Source organism: Streptomyces sp. NPDC053432 (assembly GCF_055585365.1).
Genome location: NZ_JBVJKF010000007.1, coordinates 16,575 through 32,366, shown reverse-complemented (window position 1 = coordinate 32,366; position 15,792 = coordinate 16,575). Strand labels below are relative to the sequence as shown.

Genomic DNA, 15,792 nt, shown 5'->3' with positions numbered 1-15,792 from the left:
CGGAAGCCCGTCATGCGGACGTACGCGTACCCGTCCCCTTCGCGGCGTCCAGGGCGTACACGCAGCGGTCCTTGCTGCACGCGTAGACCACGCCCGCCTCGGCCACCGGGGCGCCGGTGATCTCGCCCCCCGTGGCCAGCTTCCAGCGCAGCTGGCCGCCCGCCGCGTCCAGGGTGTACAGGCAGTGGTCGGCGGAACCGAAGTGCACCCGGCCGTCCGCGACCGCCGGCATGCCGGTGATCTCGCCGCCCGCCGCGAACCGCCACTTCGGGGTGCCGGTGACCGCGTCGAGCGTGTACAGGGCGCTGCCCGCGCCCAGGTGGACGTTGCCCGCCTCGACCACCACCGGATCGCTCGACGAGCGCGCCTCCGTCGCGATGCGCCAGCGGTCCTGCCCGGTGACCGCGTCCAGGGCGTACACCGTGCCGAGGTAGTCGACGAGGTACACCCCGCCGCCCGTGACCGCCGCGCCCGGCGCGAAGGCCGGGGGCGCCAGGAAGACCGCGGGCGCCTCGAAGTGCCAGCGGACCCGGCCCGAGGCCCGGTCGATCGACAGGACGCGGGTGCCGGCCGCCACGTAGACGTTGCCGTCGGGGCCGGGCGTGACCCGCACGGGGACGTTCCCGCAGGAGCCCGCGTCGCCGACGGGGTACGACCACGACTCGCGGCCGCTGCGGGCGTCCAGCGCGCGCAGCCGGGCGTCCTGCCACACGTACACGGTGCCGTCGTGCAGGACCGGTGCCGCCTCCGGCGTCTCGAAGTCGGTCTGGGCGCCGCTCAGCTGCCACAGCTGCTGGCCGCTGGAGGCCTCCCAGGCCTGTACGCCTCCGCCGCGCGTGGCGGTGACGACCGTGCCCCGCTCGGCGCGCACGGCGTACGCCCAGGCCTCGGTGGACAGCCGCCACCGCTCCGAGCCGTCCGTGGCGTCGAGCGCGTAGAGCGAGGGGCCGTCGGAGGCGTGGATACGGCCGTCGGCGACGGCCATGGCCCAGGCCACGTCCCGGGTCTTGAACTGGCGGCGGCCGCTCGCCACGTCCAGGGCGTGCACCTCGAAGGAGGTCACGTAGAGCAGGTCGCCCGCGACGGTGGGGGTGCCCCACACCTCGTTCGACATGCGGAAACGCCACGGCCGCCAGCGCCCGCTGTCCGGGGCCGCGCTCGGGGTCGGTACGACGACGCCCGAGGGCGCGGCCACCGACGAGCCGCCCGGCGGGCGGACCCAGCCGGTCGCGGCGTCCGCCGCGGAGGCGTGCGCGGACGGGGCCGAGGCGGTCGCCCGCGGCCCGGGCCCGATCGGCACCGGGGAGCCGCCGAGACGGACGGGCTCGCCCGAGGACACCGGGTTCATCGGCGGCCGGTCCGGGCGCTGCGGCAGGGCCTGCCCGGTGCGCGGGTCCACCCACGAGTCGGCCCCGCGCGGGCGCCGGTGCGTGGCGTCGTCGGAACGCTGCCCGCCGCCCGCAACGGGGCGCGGGTCGCCACCCGGCCGCGGGTCCGCACCGGGCCTGCGGTCCGGGCCCGGGCGCGGCGGGTTCAGGGAGGTGGTCGGAGCCGTACGGTTCCCCGCCCGGCGGGCCTCGATCATCGCGACCGCGCGGCCGGGCAGCCACGCCGACGCGGTGCCGCTCTCGTCGTCGCCCTCGAAGAGGTGCGGGGCGAGCTGCGCCTGCAGGTCGGCGGGGGTCGGCCGCTGCGTGGCGTCCATCTGCATGCAGGAGTCGATCAGCGGCCGCAGCTCGTCGGGCAGACCCTCCAGGTTCGGCCCCTCGCGCAGCAGCATGAACACCGTCTCCACCGGGTTCGCCCCGTGGTACGGCGGGTGCCCGGTGGCGGCGAAGACGAGGGTGGAGCCGAGCGAGAAGACGTCGCTGGCGCCCTTGACGCTGCGCGAGTCCTTCGCCTGCTCCGGCGACATGTAGGCGGGGGTGCCGACGGCGACGTTCGTCATGGTCAGGCGGGTGTTGGAGACACCGCTGGCGATACCGAAGTCGATCACGCGCGGCCCGTCCTCCACGACGAGCACGTTGGACGGCTTCAGGTCGCGGTGCACCAGGCCCGCCCCGTGGATGGACTGCAGCGCCTCGGCGATGCCGGCCGCGAGCCACCGCACGGCCTGGGCGGGCATGGGCCCGCACTCGTTGACGATCTCCTCCAGCGAGGGCGCCGGTACGTACGCGGTCGCCAGCCACGGCACCGCCGCGCGCGGGTCGGCGTCGACCACGGCCGCGGTGTAGAAGCCGGACACGGCGCGCGCCGCCTCGACCTCGCGCGTGAACCGCACGCGGAAGAGCTGGTCCTCGGCGAGCTCGGTGCGCACCGTCTTGATCGCGACCCGCCGTCCGGACGCGGACCGCGCGAGATAGACCAGCCCCATGCCGCCGGCGCCGAGCCGTCCCAGCACCTCGAAGGGGCCGATCCGTCTCGGGTCGTGCTGCGTCAGCTGCTCCACCACTCGCCCCTTCACATCCCCGTACGGACCCACGCTCCGGGCCCGCTTCCACCGGTACGGGGCCGTGCCCCGTGCAGCGTCTCACTCCGGGCGCCGCCCGGGTCGCGCAACCCCGATTCTGTCAGGCCCGCGCCGGGTCCGGCCCCGGCACGGCGTGCCGGGTGGGGTGGGATGGCCCACTCGTCACCGGCCCAGTCGCGTCCGGGGTTCCGAGAGGAGCCCGAAGACCGCTCCCTGATTGTCGGCGACGACGGCGATGCGGCCGTACGGGGTGTCGACGGGATCGGCGGTGACCCGGCCGCCGAGCCGCAGGACGGTGGCGACGGACTGGTCGCAGTCCGGGACGGCGAAGTAGGCGAGGAAGTGCGCGGGCATGATGTCCGGGAAGGCGTCGGTGATCAGGCTGCGGCCCAGCACGGCGGTCTCGCTGCCGGGCGCCTTGCCGGGCGGGGACCAGACGCGGTACTCGATGCCGGCCTCCTCGTCGTTCTGGTCCTCCGGGACGTAGCCGAAGACCTTGGCGTAGAAGACGTCGACGGCGTCGCGGGCGCGCGTGTAGACCTCGCTCCAGCAGTACGTGTACGGCTCGTTCTGGGCGTCGAAGCCGTGGTGGGTGCCGGGCTGCCAGAGCCCGAAGACGGCCCCGCCGGGATCGGCGGCCATCGCGGCGGTCCCGTACGGGCCCACGGGCATCGGGTCCATGACCATCTGGCCGCCGGCGGCCCGGATGCGCTGGGCGCAGGCGTAGGCGTCGGTGGTGTAGAGGTAGACCCCCCACACGGTGGGCATCCGGCCGTCGGGCTTGGGGGCGAGGGCGGCGACGTTGCGGCCGCGGCTGTAGGCCTGGGTGTAGTGGCCGTACTCGGCTCCCGCGCTGTCCCCGAAAGTCCACCCGAAGAGCTCACCGTAGAAGCGCTTGCCCGCCTCGACGTCCGGCAGCGAGGCGTCGACCCAGCAGGGTGCGCCTTCCGCGAATGCGGCCATGAGCCCGGTTCCTTCCGTTGTGCGGGGGTGCGTACCGTCCCACCTCTCCCACCTGTCCCACTGTCCACGGCCATGATCTGCCCGAAAACTTGTCCACAGCCTGTTGATAAGACTATTCGGGGGAAACACTGAGCAACCGGGCGACCCGCCGTAAGGCGCGCCGAGGGGGTGGCCGAGGGATGGCCGAGGGGGCGGCCGAGGCGCCGGGTGAGGCGCCGGGTGAGGCGCCGGCCCCGGCGTGAATCCACCGCCAAAGCCTCTCAAATCCGCTTTCCGGCCAGGCCAGGGACCCCGTAACCCCATTTGCAGGCGGCCGAATAGCGCCCCGATCCCCCCTCGGTAAGCTGACGGCATGACAGGACAAGTACGCACCGTCGACGGGCGTGTCGCCGGCCGGCGCGGCCAAGCGACGCGGCAGAAGCTGCTCGACTGCCTCAGCGAGATGCTCAGCTCCTCGCCGTACCGCGACGTCAAGGTGATCGACGTCGCCCGCAAGGCCGGTACCTCGCCCGCGACCTTCTACCAGTACTTCCCGGACGTCGAAGGCGCCGTCCTGGAGATCGCCGAGCAAATGGCCACCGAAGGCGCCCAGTTGACCTCACTGGTCGAGGGCCGCACCTGGGTCGGCAAATCGGGATGGGCCGCGGCCGAGGAGCTCGTCGAGGGCTTCCTGGACTTCTGGCGGCGCAATGACGCGATCCTGCGGGTCGTCGACCTCGGCGCGGCCGAGGGCGACAAGCGCTTCTACAAGATCCGCATGAAGATCCTCAACTCCGTCACCAACTCCCTGACGGAGTCGGTCAAGGAGCTCCAGGCCAAGGGCAAGGTCGACAAGGACGTGAGCCCGGCGGCGATGGCCGGTTCACTGGTCGCGATGCTGGCCGCGGTCGCCTCGCACCAGAAGGGCTTCCAGACCTGGGGGGTCAAGCAGGCCGAGCTCAAGCCGAACCTGGCCCTGCTGGTCCACCTCGGCATCACCGGCAAGAAGCCGACCAGGTGACGGCGGGCCCTGCGAGAGGGTCCGCCGCCCCGGCCGCGCTCTGACCGTGCCGCCGCCTGCGATCAGCGACGCTCCAGGCGGAACAGCCGGATCTCGCGCTCGATGCGCGCCTGGTACGTCGCGTACGGCGGCCAGAACTTCAGCACCGCCTGCCACGCCGCCGCACGCTCCTCCCCCTCCAGCAGCCGGGCCCGTACGGCGATGTCCTGGCCGCGCCAGCTCACCTCCGCGTCCGGGTGCTTGAGCAGGTTCCCGGTCCACGCCGGGTGACCGGGCCGGCCGAAGTTGGACCCGATCAGCAGCCAGCCGGCCCCGTCGGCCTCCGGCATGCAGGCGAGGGGGGTCGTGCGGGGTTCGCCGGTCCTGGCGCCCTTGGCGGTGAGGATCACGCCGGGCAGCATCTGGGCGCTGAGCATCACCTTGCCCCGGGTGAGCTTGTGCACGGCCTTGTCCATCGCCGGGATGATGTGCGGTGCGATCTTGGCGAAGAGCAGGGTCGAGGAGACCTTCTGCATCACCTTGACGCCGAGAGCCATAGCCATCAGACGGCCGCCTTCCGTGGCTGGGGGGTGAACAGGCCCGCACGGTCCGCGGCGTGCGCCCGCAGCCGGTGGACGGGGCCGAACAGCAGCTCGTCCGCCGCCGCCCGCTTGAAGTACAGGTGCGCGTCGTGCTCCCAGGTGAAGCCGATGCCGCCGTGGAGCTGGACGGCCTCGCCGGCGGTCACCCGCAGGGTCTCCAGCGCCTGGGCGAGGGCGAGAGCGCCCTGCTCCGGGTCCCATGCCGCGTAGTAGGCCGCCGAACGGGCCGCCTGCACGCGGACGTAGAGGTCGGCGAGCCGGTGCTTGACCGCCTGGAAGGATCCGACGGCCCGGCCGAACTGCTCGCGCTGCTGTACGTAGTCCACGGTGCGGGCCAGCGCCTGCGCCGCCGCGCCGACCGCCTCGGCGGCGAGCACGGCGGAGGCGGTACGGCCGACGGCGGCGAGGGCGGCGAGCACCTCGGAGCCGCCCCCTTCGCCGGGCTCGGGGGGCTCGCCAGGGTCGCCGAGGCCGCCGAGGCCGCCGAGGCCGCCGAGGCCGCCGAGGCCGCCGAGCAATTCGGCCGACACATCGCGCAGTTGGATGCGGGCCTGCGGGCGGGTCTCGTCCAGGGTGGTCTGCCGCGACCGTACGAGGCCGGGCGCGTCCTGCCGTACGAGGAAGAGCAGCGTACGGCTGCGGGCGAAACCGCCGGTGTGCGCGGCGACCAGCAGCAGGCCCGCGCTGTGCCCGTCGAGCACCTGCGGCACCTCGCCGTAGAGCCGCCAGCCGGTGCCGTCCGCGCCGACACGGGCCTGGACCCCGCCGGCGCGGCCGCCGCCGGACCACGGCCCGGCGGCGTTGTCGCCGGTCAGCGCGAGCGCGGTGGCCAGAGCGGGTCCGGGGACGGCGAGGGCGGCGGTGAGGGTGCCGGCCGCCAGCGGCGGGAGCAGCGCGGAGCGCTGGGCCGCGGTGCCGAGAGCGGTGATCAGCGGCGCGCACAGGGCGGCCGTGGCCAGCAGCGGGGAGGGCAGCAGGGCCCGCCCGGTCTCCTCGCAGGCCAGGGCCAGGTCGGCGGGGACGCAGCCCACCCCGCCGTACTCCTCGGCGACGGCGATGCCGGGCAGCCCGAGCTGCTGGGCGAGCTGCTGCCACAGCTCGCGGTCGTACCCCTCGGCGGTGCGGACGGCGGCCTTGACCTCGTCGGGGCCACAGCGTTTGCCCAGGATCTCGCGCAGGGTACGGCGTATCTCGTCCTGCTCCGCGGTGAAGGCGGCATCCATCGTCGGGCTCCCTCCCGTATCTGACGGGCCGTCATATTAGGGCGGGCGGGGATGGATGCACAGGGGGCGGGGGCGGCGGGTTGAACCGGCGGGGCGGGGTGGGGGGGCGGCGGGGCCGGGTGTTGGCCCGAACCGCTGGCCGCCGGACCGGCGGCCGGCCGGACCGGTGGCCGACCGGCACCGGTGGCCGCTCTAGAAACTGACAGTACGTCAGATGTACCTTCCCCTCATGCCTGGACTCACACCTGGACCCGGATCCCGACCCGAGCCGCGCCCCCGCCGCCGCGTCGCCGTCGTCGGCGTCGCCCTCTCGGACTGCGGCCGGGTGGACGGCCCGACCCCGTACGCCCTGCACGCCCAGGCGGCCCGCCGCGCCCTGGCCGACTCGGGGCTCGACCGCTCCGTCATCGACGGCTTCGCCTCGGCCGGCCTCGGCACGCTCGCCCCCGTGGAGGTCGCCGAGTACCTGGGCCTGCGGCCCACCTGGGTCGACTCCACCTCGGTGGGCGGCTCCACCTGGGAGGTCATGGCGGCCCACGCGGCGGACGCGATCGCGGCCGGGCACGCCAACGCCGTGCTGCTGGTCTACGGATCCACGGCCCGTGCCGACATCAAGGCGCGCCGCCGGACCTCGAACCTCTCCTTCGGGGCGCGGGGACCGCTGCAGTTCGAGGTCCCGTACGGCCACACGCTCATCTCCAAGTACGCCATGGCCGCCCGCCGCCACATGCACGAGTACGGGACCACACTGGAGCAGCTCGCCGCGGTGGCGGTCCAGGCCCGGGCGAACGCGGCCACGAACCCGGACGCGATGTTCCGCGAGCCCCTGACCGTCGACGAGGTCCTGTCCTCGGAGATGATCGCGGACCCCTTCACCAAGCTGAACTGCTGCATCCGGTCGGACGGCGGCTGCGCGGTGCTGCTGGCCGCGGAGGACTACGTACCGGACACCGCCAAGACCCCGGTCTGGATCCTGGGCTCCGGCACCTCCGTCTCTCACACCACGATGTCGGAGTGGGAGGACTTCACGGTCTCCCCGGCAGCGGTCTCCGGCCGGCTCGCCTTCGAGCGGGCGGGCCTGACACCGGCCGACGTGGACCTCGCGGAGATCTACGACGCCTTCACGTACATGACGCTGGTGACCCTGGAGGACCTCGGCTTCTGCGCCAAGGGAGAGGGCGGAGCCTTCGTGGAGAAGGGCCGCCTGCTGCGGGACGGGGAACTCCCGGTCAACACGGACGGCGGCGGCCTCTCCGCCTGCCACCCGGGCATGCGCGGCCTCTTCCTGCTGGTAGAAGCCGTCCGCCAGCTCCGCGGCGAGGCGGGCGAAGGCCAGGTCACAAAACGCGGCGGCCAGCTCCCGGAAACAGCGGTCGCGTCGGGCACGGGCGGCTGGTTCTGCTCGTCGGGGACGGTGGTACTGGGGCGGGGGTGAGGGACGGGGCCCCACCGGGCCGGAGGCGAACAGCCGACCGGAACGGGACGGTGTCGGCGCCCCGGCCGGTCGGGAGCGAGGAAGGGTTGGGGATTTCCCGTCAGTCTCATCGTCCTTCCGCGTCGGGCCGGCCTGTCAAGGGCGCTCCCTGCGGTCGCGTCGCTTCGCGATCGCCTGCGGCGACCCTTGACAGGCCGTCCCGCCACGGAAAAACGAAGACTGCCGGGAAACCCCCAAAAGAACGGGCCGGGCGGAACAGGCCATAAGCGGCCCGGCCAGCGATGCGCGAGGTGGTCCAGGGGGGCGCCGCCCCTCGGGCCGCCTGTTCGCCCTGCGGGCCGGGCAGACGGCCCGCACCCCTCCCCACCTCGGCCACAAGAGCCTGACCGGCGGGAAGGGCGCACCGGATCGCTACGCGCTCCTCTCGTCTCGGCGTCCGCAGCCCGTCCGGGGCTGGTCACGCCCCAGATCGCTACGCGCTTCGCTTTGACGGCGTCGACGGTCGTCTTGGGCCGGACATAGGCCGCCCATGATCGCTACGCGCTTCTCGACGACGGCGTCCGGCCCCCGTCTGGGGCTGATGGGGACGAGGGGGACGAAAGAGGAGGCAAAAGGGGCCCGGGAAGGGGTCAGCGGGGAGGAACCTCGGCCTGGCCGAGCTGTATCCCCCACAGGGCGAAGGCGTCACCGCAAACCCATTCCCATATCTCCTCAATTGGGGCATTTCGATGGGTCTTTTCGTGCACTCGGGTGTCTGACCCGAGTACACCTCGGCATGGCCGCTGTGTGGGGCGTTTTCCACCCAAGACCGCCCGCGGACGCCGTCATCGAGGGCAGGAAGTGGCCTTTTGCGGCCTATGTCCAACCCCAGACGGTCGTCGGACGCCGTCAAAGAGAAGCGCGTAGCGATCTGGGGCGAGATCAGCCCCGGACGGGCCGCAGGCGCTGAGAAATGAGGAGCGCGTAGCGATTTGACGCGCCCTTCCTCCCGCTCAGGCTCTTGTGGCCGAGGTGGGGAGGGGTCTCGGCCGCCTGCCCGGGCCCGAGGCCCGGACAGGCGGCCCGAGGGGGAGGGCGCCCACCTCGACCGCCTCGCGCATCTCTGGCCGGCCCGTTTATGGGCTCTTCCGCCCGGCCCGTTCTTTTGGGGGTTTCCCGGCAGTCTTCGTTTTTCCGTGGCGGGACGGTCTGTCAAGGGTCGCCGCAGGCGATCGCGCAGCGACGCGACGACGAAGGAGGAGCGCCCTTGACAGGGCGGCCCGACGCGGAAGGACGATGAGACTGACGGGAAATCCCCAACCCTTCCTCGCTCCCGACCGGCCGGGGCACCGACACCGTCCCCTTCCGGTCAGCTGTCCTCCCCCCGCCCCCGTCAATCGGCCCAGACCGCCATCAGCCGGTCCGCCGCGGGCAGGCTGCCCGGGGTTCCGCGTTGCAGACGACCGCGACCGCCGTGTTGCGGTCCGGGCTCACCTTTTCCCCGCCCCCGCGGTGCAGCAGGATCCCGGCACCGTATCGGCCCGCCCCCACCCCCCGTCGTAGCCTGGCCGCATGACGAGCCAAAGCAGCGAAAGCAGCGAAAGCAGCGAAGAAGGCAGCGAAGAAAGCAGCGAGACGGGCCGGGCCGGCGCGACGACGAGCGCCGACGAGTTCCGCGAGACCCTGCACTCCCTGCGCGTGTGGGACTCCCCGCTCCCCGGCTTCGACACCTCCGCCGCACCCGACGAGCCGCTGCCGCTGTTCCGGGAGTGGTTCGTGGCGGCCGCCAAGGCGGGGCAGCCCGAGCCGCACACCATGAGCCTGGCCACCGTGGACGCCGACGGGCGGCCCGACGTACGGACGCTGATGCTGCACGACGCCGACGCGCGGGGCTGGCACTTCGCCTCGCACGCCACCAGCGCCAAGGGCCGGCAGCTGGCCGGGCAGCCCGAGGCGGCGCTCGGGTTCTACTGGCCGACCGTGGCGCGGCAGGTGCGGATCCGGGGCCGGGTGACGCCGTGCGGGCCTCAGGAGAGCCGGGCGGACCTGGCGGTGCGCTCGCGCGGGGCCCTCGCCGCCGCGCTCACGGGGCACCAGAGCGAGGTGCTCGGGTCGGTGGAGGAGCTGGCGAGGGTGGCCCAGGCCGCCTGGGAGCGCGCCGGGGCGGAGCCGGACGCGCCGGCTCCGACGTGGACGCGTTACGCACTGGACGCGGCGGAGGTGGAATTCTTCCAGGGGGAGGCCGCGCGCAGGCACGTCCGGCTGCGGTACCGGCGTACGGCCGAGGGGGGCTGGGAGCGCGAACTGCTGTGGCCGTAGGGTGATTCGGTGGAATTCGGTTCGGTGATCATCGCAGTCGTGGGCGTGGCGGGGACCTTGGGGGGCGCGATCCTCACCCAGCGCGGCTCCGAGCGCGTCAAGCGCCGGGAGATAGAGCTCCTGCGCGGCCACGAGGAGGTACGCGAGCAGCTCACGCTACGGCGCACCTGTTACACGGAACTCAACCGCGACGCCAGGCAGTTGACCACCGCCCTCAACAAGCACCTGCACATCATGCGGGAGCGCACCGTGGAGGACGCCGACCGCCGGGCTCTGGACGAGGCCCGCGACGCCCAGCGCGACCGGTACTCCGAGGCGCAGATGATCGCCCCCGCCGAGGTGCTCGCCCTGGCGAGGGAGGCCAACAGCGCCCTGACGCGGCTCTATGGGCAGGTCAAGCGCCTTGAGCGCGGCGAGCCCGAGCCGGGCGAGACGATGGAGAGCGCGGCCCGGGCCCAGGAGAAGGTGTGGGAGGACCTCCAGGCCATGCGGCGGGCCATGCGCCAGGACCTCGGCGTGGAGTGAGTGCGGCGGGCCCCGGTCAGCCGGTCACCGGTCACCGGTCACCCAACCACCCGGTCACCCGACCACCCGGCCACCGGCCCCCCGGCACCCGTCACGCCGACGGGCGGAACACCGGGACCGCGAGGCCCTCCGCCGCCTCGCGGAAGGCGACGTTCAGGGGCATCCCGATGCGGAGGTCCGCCGCCTCGCAGTCCACCACCTCGGTCATCATCCGGGGGCCTTCCGCCAGGTCGGCCACAGCGGCCGTGTACGGGACGCGGCTGCCGAAGGGCGGGAGGTCGTTACGGTGGATCACCGACCAGGTGTAGAGGGTCGCGCGGCCGCTCGCCGCCTCCCATGAGACCCGCTCCTCGCCGGCCCAGCAGAACGGGCAGAACTCGCGCGGGTAGTGGTGCGCCCGCCCGCAGTCGGCGCAGCGCCGCAGCAGGAGGCGGCCTTCCGCGGCCGCGTCCCAGTAGGGCCGGGTGAAGTCGTCCGCCTCGGGGAGGTCGTAGCGCACGGTGTTCACAGGAAGAGTCCGATCGCCGAGTCGAGGGACCAGGTCTGCCATGCCATGGCGAAGAGGGCGACGAGCGAGATGAGCGCCATCATCGTGTTCTGCCCCTGCTCGGCCCAGTCGTGGATCATCAGCACGAGGTAGAGCAGGTTGAGCAGCAGGCCGCCGACCAAGGCGATCGGGGTGAGGAAGCCGAACACGAGGCCGAGTCCGAGGGCCAGCTCCGCGTAGACGACGACGTACGCCATCAGCTTCGGGCGCGGCGCGACGACCTTCTCGAAGCCGCCCTTCACGAAGCCCCAGCGGTGCTTGCCCGCGACGTCGGCGGCCCAGGCGATGCCGGTGCCGCGTTCGAACCAGCCCTTCTTGTCCTTGTGCCGCCAGCTCTCCAGCCACCACAGGCCGAGGCCTATCCGCAGCACGGCGAGCCATTCGGCACCGCTGAGCCAGATGGTCTGCATCGCAGCTCCCACCCTCGATTGATCTGACGGTACGTCAGTTCAGCGGATCGGAGGCGATCACGCAAGGGGCCCGGCGGGGCGGGAGGCGCCCCGCACCGCCCCGCACGCACCGGACCACCCCGCACCGCCCGGACCACCCCGCACCGCCCGGACCGCCCCGGACCGCCCGGACCGCCCGGACCGCCCCGCACCGCCCGGACCGCCCGCACCGCCCCTCCCAGCCGGCGCGCGTCGCCGCGCCAAACGGCCCGTAACCGATCCGCAATCGATTCCCTCCCTGTCCGCGACCCATCAACGCTGCGTGGCGATACGCTCACACCTCATGCCCGGAGTCCCCACAGCACCCGACATGACCACCCAGCCCCGCCCCGTGTACGTCATCGGGGGCGGTCCCGGCGGGCTCGCCGCGGCCGCCGCGCTGCGGGCCCGCGGGGTGCGCGCCGTGGTCGTCGAGAAGTCCGACGAGGTCGGCGCCTCGTGGCGCCGCCACTACGAGCGGCTCCACCTGCACACCACACGCCGGCTCTCCGCCCTCCCCGGTCTGGCCATGCCGCGCCGGTTCGGGCGCTGGGTCTCCCGGGACGACGTGGTGCGGTACCTGGAGAAGTACGCCGAGTTCCACGAGCTGGAGATCGTCACCGGCGTCGAGGTGACCCGCATCGAACGCGCCGCCGACGGCAGCGCCAACGGCGACGCCAGCGCCAACGCCGAGGCCAGCGCCGAAGGCGACGGCAGCGAGGACGGCTTCACCCTGCACGCCACCGGCGGCCGGGTGCTGACGGCCTCGGCCGTGGTCGTCGCCACCGGCTTCAACCACACCCCCGCACTGCCCGACTGGCCGGGCCGGGACACGTACACCGGGGAGCTGCTGCACGCCGCGGCCTACCGCAACGCCGCGCCGTACGCGGGCCGGGACGTGCTGGTCGTCGGGGCGGGCAACACCGGCGCCGAAATAGCCGTCGACCTCGTCGAGGGCGGCGCCGGGCGGGTGCGGCTCGCCGTGCGCACCGCCCCGCACATCGTGCGCCGCTCCACCGCCGGCTGGCCGGCCCAGCGCACCGGGATCCTCGTACGACGGCTGCCGGTGCGGCTCGTGGACCGGCTGGGCCGGCTCGTCGCCAAGGCGTCCGTCCCCGACCTGTCGGCGTACGGGCTCCCACGCCCCGACACCGGCCTGTACAGCAGGGTCAAGGACGGGGCGATCCCCGTGCAGGACGTCGGCCTGATCGACGCGGTCCGGGGCGGCCGGGTCGAGCCGGTGGCCGCGGTCGACTCCTTCGACGGCGACGGCGTGGTCCTCGCGGACGGTACGCGGATCAGCCCGGACGCGGTGATCGCGGCCACCGGGTACCGGCGCGCCCTGGAGGGCCTGGTCGGGCACCTCGGCGTCCTGGACGAGCGCGGACGCCCCCTCGTGCACGGCGCCCGCACCCCCGCGCAGGCGCCCGGCCTGTATTTCACGGGCTTCTCCAACCCCATCAGCGGGATGTTCCGGGAGATGGCCCTGGACGCGGAGCGGATCGCGAAGGCGGTGCGGCGGCACGTCGGCGACTAGAGCGACCCCCGCACCCACCCTGCCCCGCCCCGCCCCGCCCCGCCCTGCCCTGCCCTGCCCTGCCCTCCCCGCCCCCCTCCCTCTCCCCTCCCCACCCGCCCGGACGCAGACCGAAAAGGGGTCTGGACCTTCCCCGTAGCGGTCTGCGACCGTTCCACACATCACCTCCACCACCTTTCCTGCGCAGCCCTGTTCCTGACGGCACGTCAGTTCAGTAATCTGACTACGCGTCAGTTATTTGAGGTTCCATCGATGTTCATCGAGCAGGAGCGGGCGGAACGATGCTTGGATCTACTCACGGCACCCTCACCACCGACTTCCGCGCACGTGTCGAGGCCTGCGGGGAGTCCCCCAGAACGGCCGTCCACTCGACGGCCGCGCCGTCCGCCGAGGACACGGTCGCGGTGGACGTCAGCGGCAGGCCGCTGCACGCCGACGTGCCCGACCTGGACCGGTTCTTCCGGCCCGAGTCCGTGGCCGTCGTCGGCGCCTCCGACGCCGAGGGCAAACCGAACACCGGCATCACCCGCCAGCTGATCGCGTGGGCGCAGCGTGTGGGCGCCCGCATCCATCCCGTGCACCCCACCCGCACCACCGTCTTCGGACTGCCCTGCCACTCCTCCGTGGCAGCCCTGCCCGAGCAGGTGGACCTCGCCGTCCTGCTGGTCGGCGACCCCCTCCCCGTGATCGAGGAACTCGCCGAGACGAAGGTCAAGTTCGCCGTCGCCTTCGCCTCCGGCTTCGCCGAGACCGGTGAAGCGGGCGCGGCCGCCCAGGCCCGCCTCGCCGCCGCCGTCGAGCGCTCGGGCCTGCGCCTCCTCGGCCCGAACACCAACCTCAACGCCTTCGAGGAGTTCCGCGAGGACCTGGACGGACCGGCCATCGCGCTGATCACCCAGTCCGGCCACCAGGGCCGGCCCGTTTACACCCTCCAGGAGCTCGGCATCCGCCTCTCCCACTGGGCGCCGACGGGCAACGAGGCGGACCTCGAGACCGCCGACTTCATCTCCTACTTCGCCGAGCAGCCCGAGGTGGGCGCCATCGCCTGCTACGTCGAGGGGCTCAAGGACGGCCGCTCCTTCCTCCTCGCCGCCGACCGGGCCGCGCGGCGCGGGGTCCCCGTCGTCGCCGTCAAGGTCGGCCGCACCGAGACCGGCGCCCGCATGGCCGCCTCCCACACCGGGAAGCTGACCGGCGCGGACACCGTCGTGGACGCGGCCATGCGCCAGTTCGGCGTCATCCGGGTGGACGGCCTGGACGAGCTCCAGGACACCGCCGCCCTCCTCGCCCGGGCCCGCAAGCCCAAGGCCGAGGGGGTCGTCGTGTACTCCATCTCCGGCGGCACCGGAGCCCACTTCTCGGACCTGGCCACCGAGGCCGGCCTCAGCCTCCCCACCCTCTCGGAGACCAAACAGGCCGAACTCCACCAGTGGATCCCGGAGTACCTGAACGTCGCCAACCCCGTCGACAACGGCGGCCACCCCGTGGGCGACTGGCGCGGCCGCAAGATCATCGACGCGATCCTGGCCGATCCGTCCGTGGGCGTCCTGATCTGCCCGATCACCGGCCCCTTCCCCCCGATGAGCGACAAGCTCGCCCAGGACCTGGTGGACGCCGCCGAGGCCACGGACAAGCTGATCTGCGTGATCTGGGGTTCCCCCGTCGGCACCGAGGACGCCTACCGCACCACCCTCCTGGGCTCCTCCCGCGTCGCCACCTTCCGTACGTTCGGCAACTGCATCACCGCCGTACGGGCCTACCTCGGCCACCACCGCTTCACCGCCGGGTACCGCTCCCCCTTCGAGGACGCGCCCCGCACGCCGTCGCCCTCGTACCGCAAGGCACAGGCCCTGATGCGCCCGGGCCAGCAGCTCAGCGAGCACTCGGCGAAACAGCTGCTCCGGGCGTACGGGATACGGGTCCCGCGCGAGCAGCTCGTGACGAGTGCGGCCGCGGCGGTCCGGGCGGCGGGCCTGGTCGGCTACCCGGTGGTCATGAAGGCCTCGGGGCCGCAGCTGGCGCACAAGACGGAACTGGGCCTGGTCAAGATCGGCCTGACCTCGGCGAGCCAGATCCGCGACGCGTACCGGGAGCTCACGGACATCGCGCGGTACGAGAACGTCCCGCTGGACGGCATCCTCGTCTGCCAGATGGTGGAGCGGGGGGTGGAGATGGTCGTGGGCGTGACCCAGGACGAACTCTTCGGCCCCACCGTCACCGTCGGGCTCGGCGGGGTCCTCGTCGAGGTCCTCCAGGACGCGGCGGTCCGCGTGCCGCCGTTCGGGGAGGACCAGGCGCGGGCGATGCTCGGCGAACTGCGGGGGCACGCGCTGCTGGAGGGGGTCCGGGGGGCGCCGCCGGCGGATGTGGACGCGCTGGTGGAGGTCATCCTCCGCATCCAGCGGATGGCCCTGGAGCTGGGCGACGAACTCTCCGAGCTGGACATCAACCCCCTGATGGTGCTCCCCCGCGGCCAGGGGGCGGTGGCGCTGGACGCGTTGGCCATCTGCCGCTGACGCTGCGCTCCGCCCCGCCCGACGGGTGCCCGCCTCACTCGCCGGCGGGGCTGGTTCCCTCAGCCCCGCCGACGCCAGAGCCGCGGCCACCGAGCCCCGCCGGCGTTTGAGACCCGGGCCCGAGCAAAGCCCGCCACCCAGCCCCGCCGGCGTTTGAGGCGCGGGTCCGGGCAAAGCCCGCCACCCAGCCCCGCCGGCGTTTGAGGCGCGGGTCCGGGCAAAGCCCGCCACCCAGCCCCGCCGGCGTTTGAGGCGCGGGTCCGGGCCAC

At 73.4% G+C, this 15,792-nt stretch carries 12 protein-coding genes; 6 read left to right on the top strand and 6 right to left on the bottom strand.

Annotation, left to right across the window (positions count from 1 at the left end):
* Positions 1–10 precede the first annotated feature (10 nt).
* Together afsK and ACZ6Y1_RS13910 are read right to left on the bottom strand one after the other, a co-directional pair.
* Positions 11–2,452 carry a protein serine/threonine kinase AfsK gene (afsK, locus tag ACZ6Y1_RS13915; RefSeq protein ID WP_469627576.1) on the bottom strand — a complete coding sequence of 814 codons (2,442 nt, stop codon included), beginning with the start codon at positions 2,450–2,452 and terminating at the stop codon, positions 11–13.
* A gap of 180 nt (positions 2,453–2,632) precedes the next feature.
* Complete coding sequence (locus ACZ6Y1_RS13910) at positions 2,633–3,433, bottom strand: VOC family protein (RefSeq protein ID WP_469627573.1); 801 nt, start codon at positions 3,431–3,433, stop codon at positions 2,633–2,635.
* Between the two features lie 352 nt (positions 3,434–3,785).
* On the opposite strand from ACZ6Y1_RS13910, the gene ACZ6Y1_RS13905 reads away from it, so the two are divergent.
* Entirely contained in the window at positions 3,786–4,433 is a 648-nt protein-coding gene (locus ACZ6Y1_RS13905) for a TetR family transcriptional regulator (RefSeq protein ID WP_469627570.1), read from the top strand.
* A gap of 62 nt (positions 4,434–4,495) precedes the next feature.
* Here ACZ6Y1_RS13905 and ACZ6Y1_RS13900 read toward each other — a convergent pair whose 3' ends face one another.
* Entirely contained in the window at positions 4,496–4,969 is a 474-nt protein-coding gene (locus tag ACZ6Y1_RS13900) for a nitroreductase family deazaflavin-dependent oxidoreductase (protein WP_469628276.1), read from the bottom strand.
* A gap of 5 nt (positions 4,970–4,974) precedes the next feature.
* The gene (locus ACZ6Y1_RS13895) at positions 4,975–6,237 is read right to left on the bottom strand and encodes an acyl-CoA dehydrogenase family protein (RefSeq protein WP_469627567.1); all 1,263 of its coding nucleotides are present in this window, start codon (positions 6,235–6,237) and stop codon (positions 4,975–4,977) included.
* A gap of 229 nt (positions 6,238–6,466) precedes the next feature.
* On the opposite strand from ACZ6Y1_RS13895, the gene ACZ6Y1_RS13890 reads away from it, so the two are divergent.
* From ACZ6Y1_RS13890 to ACZ6Y1_RS13880, 3 genes are all read left to right on the top strand, one after another.
* Positions 6,467–7,672, top strand: coding sequence for an acetyl-CoA acetyltransferase (locus ACZ6Y1_RS13890; protein WP_469627564.1), 1,206 nt, complete (start codon positions 6,467–6,469; stop codon positions 7,670–7,672).
* A gap of 1,551 nt (positions 7,673–9,223) precedes the next feature.
* Complete coding sequence (locus ACZ6Y1_RS13885; protein WP_469627562.1) at positions 9,224–9,970, top strand: pyridoxine/pyridoxamine 5'-phosphate oxidase; 747 nt, start codon at positions 9,224–9,226, stop codon at positions 9,968–9,970.
* 9 nt (positions 9,971–9,979) lie between these two features.
* Positions 9,980–10,495, top strand: a complete 516-nt coding sequence (locus ACZ6Y1_RS13880) for a hypothetical protein (protein WP_469627560.1) — start codon at positions 9,980–9,982, stop codon at positions 10,493–10,495.
* A 91-nt stretch (positions 10,496–10,586) separates the two neighbouring features.
* On the opposite strand, the gene ACZ6Y1_RS13875 is transcribed toward ACZ6Y1_RS13880, so the two are convergent.
* Both ACZ6Y1_RS13875 and ACZ6Y1_RS13870 read right to left on the bottom strand, forming a co-directional pair.
* Entirely contained in the window at positions 10,587–11,045 is a 459-nt protein-coding gene (locus ACZ6Y1_RS13875) for a Zn-ribbon domain-containing OB-fold protein (RefSeq protein WP_469627558.1), read from the bottom strand.
* Positions 11,000–11,452 (bottom strand): DoxX family membrane protein, encoded by a 453-nt coding sequence (locus tag ACZ6Y1_RS13870; RefSeq protein ID WP_469627554.1) that lies wholly within the window; start codon positions 11,450–11,452, stop codon positions 11,000–11,002. Before ACZ6Y1_RS13870 ends, ACZ6Y1_RS13875 begins: the two co-directional genes overlap by 46 nt.
* Before the next feature lie 349 nt (positions 11,453–11,801).
* On the opposite strand from ACZ6Y1_RS13870, the gene ACZ6Y1_RS13865 reads away from it, so the two are divergent.
* Both ACZ6Y1_RS13865 and ACZ6Y1_RS13860 read left to right on the top strand, forming a co-directional pair.
* Positions 11,802–13,007 (top strand): flavin-containing monooxygenase, encoded by a 1,206-nt coding sequence (locus tag ACZ6Y1_RS13865; protein ID WP_469627551.1) that lies wholly within the window; start codon positions 11,802–11,804, stop codon positions 13,005–13,007.
* A 281-nt stretch (positions 13,008–13,288) separates the two neighbouring features.
* Positions 13,289–15,523, top strand: a complete 2,235-nt coding sequence (locus tag ACZ6Y1_RS13860) for an acetate--CoA ligase family protein (RefSeq protein ID WP_469627548.1) — start codon at positions 13,289–13,291, stop codon at positions 15,521–15,523.
* Positions 15,524–15,792 lie beyond the last annotated feature (269 nt).

Excerpts from the sequence above, each read along its gene's own strand:
- ACZ6Y1_RS13910 (WP_469627573.1), bottom strand. The coding sequence starts at position 3,433 with ATGGCCGCATTCGCGGAAGGCGCACCCTGCTGGGTCGACGCCTCGCTG.
- ACZ6Y1_RS13905 (WP_469627570.1), top strand. The coding sequence starts at position 3,786 with ATGACAGGACAAGTACGCACCGTCGACGGGCGTGTCGCCGGCCGGCGC.
- ACZ6Y1_RS13900 (WP_469628276.1), bottom strand. The coding sequence starts at position 4,969 with ATGGCTCTCGGCGTCAAGGTGATGCAGAAGGTCTCCTCGACCCTGCTC.
- ACZ6Y1_RS13895 (WP_469627567.1), bottom strand. The coding sequence starts at position 6,237 with ATGGATGCCGCCTTCACCGCGGAGCAGGACGAGATACGCCGTACCCTG.
- ACZ6Y1_RS13890 (WP_469627564.1), top strand. The coding sequence starts at position 6,467 with ATGCCTGGACTCACACCTGGACCCGGATCCCGACCCGAGCCGCGCCCC.
- ACZ6Y1_RS13885 (WP_469627562.1), top strand. The coding sequence starts at position 9,224 with ATGACGAGCCAAAGCAGCGAAAGCAGCGAAAGCAGCGAAGAAGGCAGC.
- ACZ6Y1_RS13875 (WP_469627558.1), bottom strand. The coding sequence starts at position 11,045 with ATGGCAGACCTGGTCCCTCGACTCGGCGATCGGACTCTTCCTGTGAAC.
- ACZ6Y1_RS13870 (WP_469627554.1), bottom strand. The coding sequence starts at position 11,452 with ATGCAGACCATCTGGCTCAGCGGTGCCGAATGGCTCGCCGTGCTGCGG.
- ACZ6Y1_RS13865 (WP_469627551.1), top strand. The coding sequence starts at position 11,802 with ATGACCACCCAGCCCCGCCCCGTGTACGTCATCGGGGGCGGTCCCGGC.
- ACZ6Y1_RS13860 (WP_469627548.1), top strand. The coding sequence starts at position 13,289 with ATGCTTGGATCTACTCACGGCACCCTCACCACCGACTTCCGCGCACGT.